Here is a 14795-nt window from a genome sequence, read left to right as displayed (position 1 = left end):
GCTCTGTTGGTGCCGCTCTGCGGCGAGCGGCACCAACACTGCCATGTTCATCCCACGTGCACCCATGGCCTGCGCGTGATGTCCGGTTCGGCTTCGCGCAGCACTTCGCGGGTCACCGGTGCAATCTCGCCCTCGCCGAAGAAGAGGAACTTGCTCAGATTGGCGATCGGATTGCCTTCGGTCCAGCGGAAATAGATGTGCGGCATGAGTCCCGTGACGTCGCGGATGTGGAGGAGTACCGCGGCCAGCGTGTTGGGCACGTTGTTGCTGTGGATCTCCAGGATCTTGAAGCCGTGCCGGACCTTGCCTTCCACGAGGAGTTCCTGCTCGAAATCTGAGCTGTCATCCACAATGATCTCGATGAAGATCGCGTGGCTGTCCACCGGCAAGTGGTTGGCTTGCTGGGCATGCTGCAGCTTCAACTCGTACCGGTCGGCGCTCAGCCGCTTGGGCTCGTGGGCGATGATCCGGATGGGGCCTTCCTCGTTCGATGCCGTGAACTCGAGGGCCATCTGGTCCATCTTGATGTGGGTAGCCCGCAGTTCGAAGGACCGGCGTACCCGCGACGCGAAGCTCACCAGGACAATGCCGAGGATGAACAGGGCAGCGATCCTGATACCGTCCGGGCGTTCCACCACATTGGCCACCGTGGTGTAGGCGAAGACCACCGCCACAGCACCGAAAGCGAGGGTCTTGCCCCGTTGCTTCTTCCGGCGCGCGGACAGGGTGACTGCGATCGAGGCCGAGGTCATGAGGACCAGGACGCCGGTGGCGTAGGCACCGCCTTGGGCCTCCACGTTTGCCTCGAAGACCAACGTGATGATGAATCCAACCGCCGTGAAGACGAGGACCAGCGGGCGGACGGCTTTGGTCCACGCCGGGGCCATGCCGAAACGCGGCAAATAGCGCGGCACGAGGTTCAACAAGCCGGCCATGGCGGAGGCCCCGGCAAACCACAAGATGGCGATAGTGCTGATGTCATACACCGTGCCGAAGCCGTCGCCCAGGAACTGGTGCGCAAGGAATGCGAGGGCTCGACCGTCGGCTTTCCCTCCCGGCTGGAATTCAGCGGCCGGAATCAGGAACGTGGTGATGAAGCTCGAGGCCACCAGGAAGGCACTCATGATGAGTGCCGCCGTCGTGAGCAGTTTGTGGGTGCCGCGGATGCGGCCCGCGGGATTTTCCTCCGTGTCGCTCGGGCTGCCCTTGATCTGGGGCATGACCGCGACGCCGGTCTCGAACCCTGAGAGCCCCAGGGCAAGTTTCGGGAAGACCAGGAGCGCGATGCCCACCATGATCAACGGGTTGCCGTGCTGCTGGTTCAATGCAGCCCACCAATCGGTCGCCACATGCGCCTCGGTCACCACGTGCGCCAAGCCGACCGCGACGACGACGGCGTTCAGCACCAGATAGACGCCCACCAACACGACGGCGACGTTGATGGCCTCCTTGAATCCCCTGAGGAACACCACGCCAAGCCCGGCGATGAGCGCCAGGGTGATGGTGATTTCCTGCCCATGGAGCCATTCCGGTGCAAAAGGGTTTTCGATGGCGTGGGCGCTCGCATCCGCGGCGGAGAGCGTCATGGTGATCATGAAGTCCGTGGCGGCGAATCCCAGCAAGGCGAGGACGAAGAGTTTGCCGCCCCACCGGGGGAGGAGCCGCTCAAGCATCGCGATGGAGCCTTCGCCGCGGGCGCTTTCGGAAGCCACCCGGCGGTAGACCGGCAGGGCGCCGAGCAGGGTGACGGCCACCAGGACAATCGTGGCGAGCGGCGAAACGATACCCGCGGCGAGCGCCGCAATGGCGGGCTGGTAGCCGAGGGTGGAGAAGTAGTCGACGCCGGTGAGGCACATGACCTTCCACCAGGACTGGGGAGTGTGGCCCTCGTCCGGCTTGCCGTGTGGACCCTGGCGTTTTCCCGAGGTCTCAGGCATTCCGTCGAGCAGCCATCGCTTGAATTGCCCCTGTTTGATGTCGCCCGCGGGCTTGTGCCGGTCAGAGGGTTCGGCCGGCGGCCTGGTCAGCGTTGTCACATGGTCCTTTCGCGCAGCCTGGAAGCTGCTCCAGATGGAGCGTACGGGTGTACCGGGGAGTGGATGCCCGTCTTTATGGAATCTTTACGCCGCTTGTGAGGCGGGTCACTTCCAGGAAAGACGCATTCAAGCATTTGGCATGTGAGCGGCATCACGTAGCATATAGAACGTCCTATGTTGGATGTGACCAAAAACGAAAGGGCTACGCATGAATAACCCGCTACTCAGTGACAGGGTCAGGAGGCGGCCGGGATGGAGTCGGGGCAGACTAGCCGTCTCCTTGGCAGCCGCCGCAGTTCTCGTGACGTCAACCGTTGTGCCCGCCTACGCCGCGTTGGATCCATTCCCGAGTCCCAACGTTCCCTCCAACCCTCCGGGAAGCTACGCCGAGCAGGTCCTGGCTTCCAACGGTGACAACGCCATCGACCCCGTGCTCGGCAAGTACTACCGGATCGTCGCGCTCGCGGACTTGGGCGACGGAGTCCTCCTGGCTTCCTACGATGGCCGTCCCGATGGGGGCGATTCACCCTCGGCCAACTCGATCGTCCAGCGGCGCAGCACCGACAGCGGAAAGACGTGGGGCAGTCCCACCTTCATCGCTCGGGGACAGATGGGCTCAGCGGGCGTACAGAAATACGGTTTCAGCGACCCCAGCTACGTCGTGGACAAAGTCACCGGGACGGTGTTCAACTTCCACGTCTACTCGAAGAACCAGGGATTTGCGGGCAGCGTGCTCGGCAACGACGACTCCGACCCCAACGTGATCAGCTCGCAAGTGTCCGTCTCCACCGACCGCGGACTCACGTGGTCCACGGATCCGGTCAATCAGCCCACCCTGCCTGTGCCCTCCAGCTACGCGGCGGGTTCCGCCTACGCCGGGTTTGCAGGTCCGCTGGTCACCAGTACCGTCAAGCCAAACGGCAGCACTGTCAACGGCGTCCCCAACGTTGGCGGCGTGGTCAGCATGTTCGCTTCGTCCGGCGAGGGCATCCAGCTCAAGTACGGAGCGCACGCCGGAAGGCTCATCCAGCAGTTTGCCGGAACCATTGTCCAGCCCGACGGGAGCCGCCAGATCCAGGCGTACAGCGTCTACTCCGATGACCACGGCAAGACGTGGAACATGGGTAAGCCCACCGGAACGGGCATGGACGAGAACAAGGCGGTGGAACTCTCCGACGGCCGCGTCATGTTGAACTCGCGGGACAGCACCGGCGCCAATCCGCATTTCCGGAAGGTGGCGTATTCCTCCGACGGCGGTGTCACGTACAGCACGCCTGTTGCCGAGACGCAACTCCCGGATCCGCGGAACAACGGCTCGATCACCAGGATGTATCCGGACGCGGCTGCAGGATCGGCGGATGCCAAGAAGCTGCTCTTCTCCAATTCGCCCACTCCAACCGCCGGCGGCGCGCGGGTGGACGGCACTGTGCGCTACTCTGCCGACGACGGCAAAACGTGGGGCTCCTCGCGCGTCTTCAAGCCCGGAAGCATGTCCTACTCCACCCTGAGTCCCCTTTCGGACGGGACTTTCGGCGTCCTGTACGAAGGTGACAGCAACACCATCACCTTCGGGAAATTCGACACGGCCTGGCTGAGCCCGGTTGCCGCCGTCGTCGTCCCCGGTGCCGTCACCGTCACGAACGGTGGCAGCGCCCAGCTCAGCGTGACCGTCACCAACAACGACAGTTCACCGCTTCCCGCTTCGACCGTCAGCCTTGATGCCTTGCAGGATTGGACGTCGACGACGGCGCAGCTCGCCTCCCTCGATCCGGGCGCCTCGGCGACTGTACAGCTGACTGTCGCGGCGCCGTCGTACGCCAAGGCAGGTGCGGTTCCCCTGACCGCCAGGTTGAACGTGGGCGGGTCGTCGATTACCGCACCCGTGTCCGTGACGGTTTCGGGTGGTTCCGCCAGCAACGTGGTGGGCGCCTACATTTTCGGCGCCCGCAATGACGCCGGACGGGACCTGGCAAGCCACCCGTACGCCGTAGGTAGTACGGTGCCTTACAAGTTCCGGGTGTACAGCACGGGCAACGTCACGGAATCCGTTGTCCCGCAGTCCGGCAACTTCCAACCGTTCCTGCCGCCAGGCTCGGGCAACTGCCGGTTCAGCGCCCTTAGCGTGTGGGGCAATTACCTCTGCGGCACCCCGCAGCACACCGTGACGGCAGACGAAGCGGCCCAGGGATTCTTCGTCCCCAGCACCGGCTGGCAGGTGACCGGTAGTGGGGCTGCCACCCAGAACTACACGGTCACGGGTGACGAGGTGGATCTGATGGTCCGTCATCCCCAAGTGAACGGATCGGTGGTTCCCACCTTCAATGATGTTGACGGGGATGGATTTGCCGGTCCGGGCGATACCGTCACCTTCGCCTACACGGTGAGCAACAGCGGCAATGTGGCGTTGACGGACCTTTCGGCTGCGGCCATTGGTTTGTCCAAGCCAACCCTGGCCGTGGGCGAGTCGGTCAACCTCACCTCCACCTACACGCTGGCCGACGCCGACATCGCGGCCAAGCAGATCCCGGCAATCAGCATCCCGGTCAGCGCAAACAACGGTGCCAAGCTTGCGTCCCTTCAGTTGGCCAGGCCAGCGGTCGAGCTGAAGGTCAAGCCTGCGAAGCCCGGTTCGGAGCCAGCCGTGGCTTCCCAGGAATTGATCGGCGCGAATCCGCCGCTGGACTTGGGGCTCGGAACGGATAAGTACCGCAGCGGGCAGACCGTGACGGTCCACAACGTGGAGTACGGCCAGTGGTACTACGTCTACCTGAACAAGCGCAGCTACCGTTTGGGCTGGTTCTTCCCGACGCAGCAAAACACCCTGACCTTCGTGCTGCCCGACGATGTGAAAAACGGAATGGACAGCCTCGTCGTGTTGGATACGGACGGCCATCAAGTGTCGTTCGGAGACTTCCAAGTGACGCCCTTCGGGAACAAGTAGCCCGGGAGGAGGCATGAGATGACAAGCTGGGCCCGGCGCGGGGGCCCCCGCCCCGGTCTTGGTGAGGGGACTATGGCGGTATTTGCTGATGTAAACAAGTGATGCATATAAGGCAACTTTGAGTGTATGATTGGTGTCACAGTCACTGTCCGATCCACCTATTCACAAAGGAGTGGCGCATTTTGGAAGAGCTTCGTATTGAGGCCAACGGCAACCTCGGTCCCATTGATTCGGCCCGAATCCCGCGCTATGCCGGTGCTGCCACCTATGCCCGCTTGCCGCGACTGGACCAGGTTGCCAAGGCCGATGTCACGGTGGTCGGCGTCCCCTTCGACTCCGGTGTTTCCTACCGCCCCGGCGCCCGCTTCGGCGCCAACCACGTGCGTGAAGCCAGCCGTTTGCTGCGCCCGTACAACCCGGCCTGGGACGTCAGCCCCTTTGAGAACATCCAGGTTGCCGACGCCGGCGACATGGCCGTGAACCCGTTCAACATCAACGAGGCTATCGAGACCATCCAGCAGAACGCGCTGGACCTGACCGCCAACGGAAGCAAGCTCGTGACGCTCGGTGGCGACCACACCATCGCCCTGCCGCTGCTCCGCGCCGCCGCCGAACGCGCCGGCGAGCCCGTTGCCATGCTTCACTTCGACGCCCACCTGGACACCTGGGACACCTACTTCGGCGCCGAGTACACCCACGGCACCCCGTTCCGCCGCGCCGTCGAAGAAGGCATCCTGGACACCGAGGCCATCAGCCACGTCGGCACCCGCGGCCCGCTCTACGGCAAGAAGGACCTCGACGACGACCACCGCTTCGGCTTCGGCATCGTCACCTCGGCGGACGTCTACTACCAGGGCGTCCTCGAAACCGTGGCCAAGATCCGGGACCGCATCGGCAACCGTCCGCTGTACATTTCGGTCGACATCGACGTCCTCGATCCGGCCCACGCTCCGGGTACCGGCACGCCTGAAGCCGGCGGCATCACCAGCCGCGAGCTCCTCGAAATCATCCGTGGCTTCCGCGGCATGAACCTCGTGGGCGCGGACATCGTCGAGGTCGCCCCGGCCTACGACCACGCCGAGATCACGGGCGTCGCGGCCAGCCACGTTGCCTACGAGCTCGTCACCCTCATGGCGGACAACGCCGTCGAAGGCAGCCGCCACGGCGCCCTTAATGGCTACGCTGCCCAGGCGCTTGGCCAGGAATCCCGGCGCCCGGCCGGTTTCGTCGCCAACGCTGCGGAGGCCCTCAAGTGAATCCCCAGCCGCTCCCCACCCTCGCAAGCTCGGCCGGGGGCCCCTCGCGGCCGGAGGCCCCTGGCAGGCCTGTCCGCAACGGCGGGGACCTCGTCGTCGAGACCCTCGAGGCGCTCGGTGCGAAGACCGTCTTTGGGATCCCCGGCCAGCACGCCCTGGGCCTGTTCGACGCCATGGGCCGCGGCAAGCTTCACTTCGTGTCCTCCCGCGTGGAAAACAACTCGGCGTTCGCCGCGGACGGGTACTCCCGTGCCACCGGCGAGGTCGGGGTGCTGTTCCTCTCCACCGGTCCGGGGGCGCTGACGTCCCTGGCGGGATTGCAGGAAGCGTACGCGACTGGCGTGCCGATGGTCGTCGTCGCGAGCCAGATCCCGTTGGAAGGTCTGGGGGCGCGCCGGAAGGGCATGCTCCACCAGCTCGATGACCAGAAAGCCTCGGCCGCGAACGTCACCAAGAGCCAGCGCCTCATCCAGCACGCGTCCGGGATTCCCTCGGCCATCCAGGATGCCTGGACCGAGGCCATTTCCTCTCCGCAGGGCCCGGTGTGGATCGAAATTCCGCAGAACGTGCTCCTGGACCCCATCATGGTCCCGCCGGTGGAGGACGCCCTCGCCGAAGCGGCCGACAACCCGCCGCGCGTCGAACTGATCCGCGAAGCCGTCAAATGGCTCTCGACGGCGAAGCGTCCGGCGATCATCGCCGGCGGCGGCACGCGCCGCGGCCGGGCCGAAAAGTCGCTCCTGTCTATCGCCGAGAAACTCCGCGCCCCGGTGATCTGCACGCCCGGTGGTAACGGAGCGTTTCCGTGGACCCACGAGCTGTCCCTGCAGTCCTGGATCGAAGACCGCCACATGACGGATGTCCTCGAGGACGCCGACGTGCTGATCGTCATTGGTTCCTCCCTGGGCGAGGTGACGTCCAACTACTTCACCTTCGAGCCGCGCGGTCGCATCATCCAGATCGACGCCGAGCCCCGGGTCCTCGAGTCCAACCGGCCCGGCCTGGGCATCCGCGCCGACGCCGGCCAGGCCCTTGCCGCCTTGGATTCTGCCTTGGACGAGGCACTTGCTGCGACGGCTGCGGCACCGGATTGGCACGGCATCACGCCCGAGGAGCTCGTCAAGGAGTCCCTCGCCAAGGTCAAGGCGCGGCTTGAAGAGCAGGACCTCGGCAAGGAACTGAAATTCATGGCCGATATCCGCGAGGCCGTTCCGGCGGACATGCAGACCTTCTGGGACATGACGATTTCCGCGTACTGGGGTTGGAGCTGCTGGGATTCCCGCGAGGGCCAGTTCCACTCGGCCCAGGGCGCCGGCGGCCTCGGCTACGGCTTCCCGGCGGCCATCGGCGGTGCCGTGGGACTGGAAACCGTGGGCAAGCCGAGCCGCGTGCTGGCCGTCTCCGGTGACGGTTCCTCCATGTACTCGATCTCCGAGCTGGCCACCGCCAAGCAGCACAACGTCCCGGTCACATGGCTGATCGTGGACGACGGCGGCTACGGCATCCTGCGCGAATACATGGTGGGCGCCTTCGGCAAGGCCACGGCCACCGAGCTCGCCCGCCCGGACTTCGTCAGGCTTGCCGAGGCCTTCGGCGTCCCGGCCCGCAGGGTGGCCCCGGAGGGCGTCGGGGACGCGCTCAAAGAGGGCTTCGCCGCGGACGGCCCCAACGTCGTCGTGGTTGAAACCCTCCTGAAGATGTTCGGCCCGACGCACTTGGGCGACTGACACCCCGGACGCTTCACACCCCAGCGCGAGCTGGCAGGTAATGACCCATTTTTCGAAAGATGAGGGCATTAACTGCCAGCTCGCGCTCGGTGTTTAACGCATCTCACACATCATTAGTTTCCCAAAGCAATCATTTGGGCGTATAGTTGCTTTAGGCAAACAAAAGTGAGGTGTCTTCCATGGCTGTAGCATCCAGCACAGCAACCGAACTCGTCCATCAGATTTTCGATCTCCAGCGGGTGCTGCGTTGCATCGTCACCGCGAACATCGCGAAGGATGCCGACGTCGGGTTCGCCTTGCAAGGCGTCATGCGCTTCATCGGCGAGGGGGAGTCCCGGGCCACGAAGCTCGCATCCCGGCTCGGCGTCAGCCCACCGGTCCTCAGCAGGCACATCGCCGAACTGGAGGAACTCGGTTTGGTGGTCCGCCGTCCCGATCCTGCCGACGGCAGGGCCCAATTGGTGGCCCTCTCCGAAGCCGGCATCGAAAAGGTCCGGAACTTCGAAGAACAGCGCAGCCTCAATTTGCGGGCCTACCTCGCGGAGTGGAGCGAGGAAGACGCCTTGGAAGCAGGGCAGGTCCTGGAGAAATTGACCACATCACTCAACCACTCAGTCCGGGCAACGGCGGCCGGCTCCCACCACTTGAACCACACAGCTTAGGAGCAGCAGCAATGGCAACCCGAATACAAGAACGTTCGACGGCGGTACCGGCGTCATCCGCGCCCATGACGCACCGCCAGATCATGGAGGCCCTGACGGGCCTCCTCGCGGCATTCTTCACCGCCATCCTGAGCAGCACCATCGTGGCCAACGCCCTCCCGACCATCATGTCCGATCTCCACGGCACGCAAACGGACTTCGCGTGGGTCATCACGGCCGCACTGCTGGCCAACGCCGCAACTACCCCGATCTGGGGCAAGCTCGCCGATCTCTTCGACAAGAAGCTCCTGGTCCAGCTGAGCATCGTGGTCTTCGTGGCCGGCTCGGTCATGGCGGGCTTCTCCACGAGCATTCCCTTCCTGCTCACCGCCCGCGTCATCCAGGGCATCGCGATGGGCGGCCTCACCGCCTTGGCCCAGGCCATCATCGGCACCATGATTCCGCCGCGGGACCGCGGCAAGTACTCGGGTTACATGGGCGCCGTCATGGCGGTCGGTACCGCAGGTGGCCCGCTGCTCGGCGGCTTCATCGTTGACAGCCCGCTCGGCTGGCGCTGGACGTTCTTCGTCTGCGTGCCGCTCGCCGTCGTCGCACTCATCCTGCTCCAGGTGACCCTCAAGATCCAGCACATCAAGCGCCCCGCCAAGATCGACTGGCTCGGCTCCATCCTGCTGACCTCGGGCGTGAGCCTGCTCCTGATCTGGGTTTCCTTCGCCGGCAACCCGGACTATTACGACTGGATCTCCTGGCAGTCCGCCCTCATGGTAGGCGGCGGCGTGCTTCTCCTGGCCCTGCTGGTAGTGGTCGAATCCAAGGTGGCCCAGCCCATCATTCCGCTGAAGATCATCTCCCAGCGCACCACGGCTTTGGCGATCCTGGCCTCCGTGGCCGTCGGTATCGCGATGTTCAGCTCCTCCACGTTCCTTGGCCAGTACTTCCAGGTAGCCCGTGGCGCCACGCCTACCGAGGCCGGCCTCCTGACGCTGCCCATGATTGCGGGCAACCTCTTGGGCTCGGTGGCATCCGGCCAGCTGATCAGCCGCTTCGGAAAGTGGAAGCGCTTCCTCCTGGCGGGTACCGTGTTCCTGGCCGGTGGCCTTGCCTTCACCGGCACCATCGACCACACCACCGAACTGTGGATCACCTGCTGCTACACCGCCATTTTCGGGCTGGGCCTTGGCTTGCTCATGCAGAACCTGGTCCTCGCGGTCCAGAACACCGTCCGCGCGCAGGACATCGGCACCGCCAGCGCGTCCGTGGCATTCTTCCGCTCCGTCGGCGGTGCGATCGGCGTTTCGGTGCTCGGTGCCATCATGGCCACGCACGTCAAGGACCTTGCCACCCAAGGCCTCGCCGCGGCACACATCCCGGTGAGCGGCGGCTCCAGCAACGCGAGCATGGACCTGACGGATTTGCCGGCCCCGATCCGCGACATTATGCGGGCCGCCTACGGCGATGCCACCGCCCAGATCTTCATGATCTCCGCGGCGATTGCCCTGGTCGCGTTCATCGCAGTGCTCTTCATCAAGGAAGTTCCACTGCGGAAAACCGTGGACGCAACGCCTGAGAGGGAATTGCTGGCAAACGCTTCCGGCGAGGCCGGGATGACTCTGGACACCTCCACCCTGCCGGTGATCGAGTCCGCTGAGTTTGTCCCAGCAGCCGACGACGCCGGCACCCCCTTGGGTGCCAGCCGCGCCCGAGCGGCAGCCGAGAAGGAGCACGATGAGCTGGACCTTGAGTTCGCCCGCATCCTGACGCAGGAACGGCCCGATCCGGCAGCTGGCCTGCGCGAAGTCCAGGACCAGCTGGCCCGCACCCAACGGTTGCTGGCCGAGCAACAGCTTCAGTTGAGCAAGGCGCAGCGCGAGCTCCAAGTACGCGTGCAAGAACAACTTGCCACCGCCGTCGAGCAGTCGCGGATCGCCGAGGAGTTGGCCGCGCTGCGCAAGGAACTCAAGCGGGAACGCCGCCGCCAGGAACGGGCTGCCTTGCTGCTCCTCGCCGGTGATGCCTCACGGGCGGGCGAAACCGGGCGGCACGCGGGCTAGGGGGAGTCCGCCTCCTCCGCCCGCGGGACGCGGGCCGGGAGCCTGCCAGGCTGGCGACGGGAGCCGCTGCAGCGAGTTTTGAAGCGCTGCAGCGGCTCAGCTACGCCGCAAGGATGATATTTGGCTATCGATATTTCGCTGGGGCAACGGATTTCGTAGAGTTGAGGGACTAATACTGTCAGCGCCTGCTGCTATCCATGTATTTAGTCATTCGCAGTATTTAGTCATTCGCAGTAATTCATTCGCGCACTCTCATTAAGGATCCGTGGGCATGCTTGTCACCCTGATACGGCGTTACTCCAAGCCGTATTTGCCGCAGATACTAGCCGTCATCATCTTCCAGCTGGCGTCTACCATTGCCACCCTTTACCTTCCAAGCCTCAACGCAAAAATCATCGATGAAGGGGTGTCCCGGGGGGATACCAACTACATCTGGCAAACCGGTGCCCTGATGCTCGCGGTCGCGCTCGGCCAGGTCGTCGCGGCCATTGCCGGTGTCTATTTCGGATCCCGCGTGGCCATGGCCATGGGCCGCGACTTGCGCAGGGACGTCTTCCGGAAGGTCAGCAGTTTCTCGGCCAAGGACGTCAACAGCTTCGGCGCACCCACGTTGATCACCCGTGGCACCAACGACGTCCAGCAGGTCCAGATGCTCATGCTGATGGGCCTGAACTTCATGGTGTCCACGCCCATCATGTGCGTCGGCGGCATCATCATGGCCTTGCGCGAGGACCTCAGCCTCTCGTGGCTCGTCTGGGTCTCGGTTCCCGTCCTCGTGGCCGTGGTTGGTTACCTCGTGGTCCGGCTCATGCCGCTCTTCCGTTCCATGCAGAAGAAGATCGACGCCATCAACGGTGTCCTGCGCGAGCAGATCATCGGCATCCGTGTGGTCCGGGCGTTCGTTCGTGAACCGTACGAGGCCAAGCGCTTCGGCGATGCCAACAAGGACCTCACCCTGGTGTCGGTCAAGATCGGCAACCTGTTTGTCCTGATGTTCCCGGCCATCGGAATGATCCTGCACCTTTCCACCGCGGCAGTGCTGTGGTTTGGCGGCCAAAGGGTGGACGCGGGCAACATGCAGGTGGGTTCCCTGACGGCATTCCTGCAGTACCTCCTGCAGATCCTCATGGCGGTCATGATGGGTACCTTCATGGCCATGATGATCCCGCGCGCGTCTGTGTGCGCGGACCGCATCGGCGAGGTCCTCGACGTCGAACCCTCCATCCACGATCCGAAGGCGCCCGTGGCGCCCGCGGAAAAGAAGGGTCGCGTCGAATTCCGCGATGTCACCTTCAAATACCCCGGCGCTGAAGCTCCCGTGCTGAGCAACATCTCCTTCACCGCGGAGCCGGGCCAGACCCTCGCCATCATCGGCTCCACCGGCGCAGGCAAGACCACCTTGGTGTCGCTGCTTCCGCGCCTGTACGACGTTGCGTCCGGCGATGTATTGCTCGACGGCGTTCCAGTCACCAGCCTGGACCGCGACGAGATCACCAGCCGCGTGGCCACCGTGCCGCAGAAGCCGTACCTGTTCTCCGGAACCATCGAGCACAACCTGCGCTTCGGCAAGACCGACGCCACGGACCAGGAACTCTGGGATGCGCTGGAAACCGCACAGGCCAAGGACTTCGTCATGGAAAAGTCCTCCGGCCTCAACCGTCGTGTGGCCCAGGGCGGCACCAACGTCTCCGGTGGCCAGAGGCAGCGCCTCTGCATCGCCCGGGCGCTGGTGACGCAGCCCAAGGTCTATCTCTTTGACGACTCCTTCTCGGCCTTGGATGTGGCCACGGACGCCCGCCTTCGCAGGGCGCTCAAGGAAAAGACGCAGGATGCCACGGTCATCATCGTGGCCCAGCGCGTCTCCACCATTGCGGACGCGGACCAGATCCTGGTCCTGGACAACGGCAGAATCGTCGACCGCGGCACCCATGAAGAACTCCTGGAAACATCACCCACGTACCAGGAGATCGTCGAATCCCAGCTGAGCGCGGAGGAAGTGGCATGAGCGAACAGAATCAGCAAAAGCGCGGCTGGGCCGCGAAAGCCGAAGCAGCGAAGGCTGCGCGCGACGCTGCGGAAGCGAAGGATGCCGACGCAGCCGGTGCCGTAACGGCGGTGGACGATGACGATATCGAGGAAACCGAATACACCCCGGGCGAAGCCGACAGCGGCATGTTCGGCAACCTGCCGGCCAAGAAGGCAAAGGCCTTCGGACCGTCGGCCAAGCGGCTCCTGGGGTTGCTCAAGCCGGAGGCCGCCGGAGTCGTCTTCGTCATCGGCCTCGTGGTGGTCTCGGTCGTCCTGAACGTCATCGCCCCGAAGATCCTCGGCAGCGCCATGGACGTCATCTTCGGCGGCGTCATGGGCAAGCAATTGCCTCCCGGCGTGAGCCAAGCGGCCTTCGCCGAGGGCCTCCGCCAAGCCGGCCAGAACAACTTCGCGGACATGGTCTCCAAGATGGAGCTCACCAACGGGATCAACTTCTCCAAGCTCACGTTCCTGATCTCGATCGTGCTCTTGATGTACTTCGTGGCCAACATCTTCCTGTGGGCCCAGGGCTACATCCTGAACAAGATCGTCATGAAGGTCATCAACCGGCTCCGCAACGACGTCCAGGCCAAGCTCAACCGCTTGCCCCTGAACTACTTCGACACCCGCCAGCGCGGCGACATCCTCTCCCGCGTGACCAACGACGTAGACAATGTCCAGCAAGGGCTGCAGCAGGCGTTCGCGCAGCTGGTCAGCTCGGTCCTGACGGTCTTCGGCATCACCATCATGATGTTCATCGTGTCCTGGCAACTGGCCCTCATTGCGCTGGTCGCCTTGCCGCTCTCCGGCGTCCTTGCCGGCGTGATTGGCTCGCGGAGCCAAAAGCTGTTCGCCGCCCAGTGGAAGAACACCGGCTCGCTCAACGGCCAGATCGAGGAATCGTTCTCCGGTCACGAGCTCGTCAAGGTCTTCGGGCGTGACGCGGACATGCTGGAGCGTTTCGACGAACGCAACGAAGCCCTGTATAAGGCCTCGTTCGGGGCGCAGTTCGTTTCCGGCATCATCTTCCCGGCCATGAACTTCGTCTCCTACCTCAGCTACGTGGGCATCGCCGTCGTCGGTGGCTTGCGTGTGGCCTCCGGCTCCATGAGCCTTGGCGACGCCACGGCGTTCATCCAGTACTCGCGTGAATTCACCCAGCCGCTTGGCCAGATCGCCGGCATGGCCAACATGCTCCAGTCCGGTGTGGCCTCTGCTGAGCGCGTTTTCGAGTTCCTGGATGCCGATGAGGAAATGCCGGAGAACGCGGCCCGTCACCTGCCCCCGCGCACGGACGGCCACGTCGAGTTCGAGAACGTCTCCTTCAGCTACGTGGCCGACAAGCCGCTCATCGAGAACCTTTCCCTCAGTGCGGAGCCCGGACACACCGTCGCGATTGTCGGACCCACAGGCGCGGGCAAGACCACCCTCGTCAACCTCGTCATGCGGTTCTACGAGCTCAATGCGGGCCGTATCACCTTGGACGGGGTGGACATCAAGGAGCTGAGCCGTTCCGAGCTTCGCTCCAAGGTGGGCATGGTGCTGCAGGACGCTTGGCTGTTCGGCGGGACCATCTACGACAACATCAAGTACGGCAACCTCGACGCCACCGAGGAGCAGATCATGGAGGCGGCCAAGGCCACCTACGTGGATCGTTTCGTACGCGCCTTGCCGGATGGGTACCAGACCATCATCGACGAGGAAGGCAACAACGTCAGTGCGGGCGAGAAGCAGCTGATCACCATCGCGAGGGCCTTCGTTTCCGATCCTTCGCTGTTGATCCTGGACGAGGCCACAAGCTCCGTGGACACCCGTACGGAGCTGCTGTTGCAGAAGGCCATGGCGGCCCTCCGCACGGATCGCACCAGCTTTGTCATCGCCCACCGTTTGTCCACCATCCGCGACGCCGACACCATCCTGGTGATGGAAAACGGCAGCATCGTGGAGCAGGGCAACCACAACCAATTGCTCGCATTGCAGGGTGCGTACTACCGCCTCTACATGTCGCAGTTCGCCGGTGAGGATGCCGAGGAAACCGTTGTGGATGACTCGACGGCGGTGCACAGCTGAGCGAGCGAATTACGGTCCAAGTAC

At 64.1% G+C, this 14795-nt stretch carries 8 protein-coding genes; 7 read left to right on the top strand and 1 reads right to left on the bottom strand.

The annotated features are described in order from the left end of the window. Positions 1–47 precede the first annotated feature (47 nt). Positions 48–2036, bottom strand: a complete 1989-nt coding sequence (locus tag AC3WJM_RS14040) for an APC family permease (RefSeq protein ID WP_284989690.1) — start codon at positions 2034–2036, stop codon at positions 48–50. 280 nt (positions 2037–2316) lie between these two features. Here AC3WJM_RS14040 and AC3WJM_RS14035 point away from each other — a divergent pair, with 280 nt between their 5' ends. The 7 genes from AC3WJM_RS14035 to AC3WJM_RS14005 all read left to right on the top strand — a co-directional run bounded on the left by AC3WJM_RS14035 (position 2317) and on the right by AC3WJM_RS14005 (position 14771). Then, positions 2317–4977, top strand: a complete 2661-nt coding sequence (locus AC3WJM_RS14035) for an exo-alpha-sialidase (protein ID WP_492272201.1) — start codon at positions 2317–2319, stop codon at positions 4975–4977. Between the two features lie 182 nt (positions 4978–5159). After that, positions 5160–6233, top strand: coding sequence for an agmatinase (gene speB / locus AC3WJM_RS14030; protein WP_441433336.1), 1074 nt, complete (start codon positions 5160–5162; stop codon positions 6231–6233). Beyond that, positions 6230–7960 (top strand): thiamine pyrophosphate-binding protein, encoded by a 1731-nt coding sequence (locus tag AC3WJM_RS14025; RefSeq protein ID WP_492272200.1) that lies wholly within the window; start codon positions 6230–6232, stop codon positions 7958–7960. The genes speB and AC3WJM_RS14025 overlap by 4 nt, the downstream gene beginning before the upstream one ends. 179 nt (positions 7961–8139) lie before the next feature. Beyond that, on the top strand, positions 8140–8622 hold the full coding sequence (locus AC3WJM_RS14020; protein WP_059388130.1) for a MarR family winged helix-turn-helix transcriptional regulator: 483 nt from the start codon (positions 8140–8142) through the stop codon (positions 8620–8622). 11 nt (positions 8623–8633) lie between these two features. Continuing rightward, complete coding sequence (locus AC3WJM_RS14015; RefSeq protein WP_307054015.1) at positions 8634–10673, top strand: MFS transporter; 2040 nt, start codon at positions 8634–8636, stop codon at positions 10671–10673. 271 nt (positions 10674–10944) lie between these two features. Next, positions 10945–12678 (top strand): ABC transporter ATP-binding protein, encoded by a 1734-nt coding sequence (locus AC3WJM_RS14010; RefSeq protein ID WP_284751458.1) that lies wholly within the window; start codon positions 10945–10947, stop codon positions 12676–12678. Further along, entirely contained in the window at positions 12675–14771 is a 2097-nt protein-coding gene (locus AC3WJM_RS14005) for an ABC transporter ATP-binding protein (protein WP_492272199.1), read from the top strand. The genes AC3WJM_RS14010 and AC3WJM_RS14005 overlap by 4 nt, the downstream gene beginning before the upstream one ends. Positions 14772–14795: the final 24 nt, after the last annotated feature.

The sequence above is a fragment of the Arthrobacter sp. FW306-1B-G06A genome, from assembly GCF_058781765.1.
The sequence above is the reverse complement of the archived record's forward strand: the minus strand, read 5'-3'. Positions and strand labels throughout refer to the sequence as shown.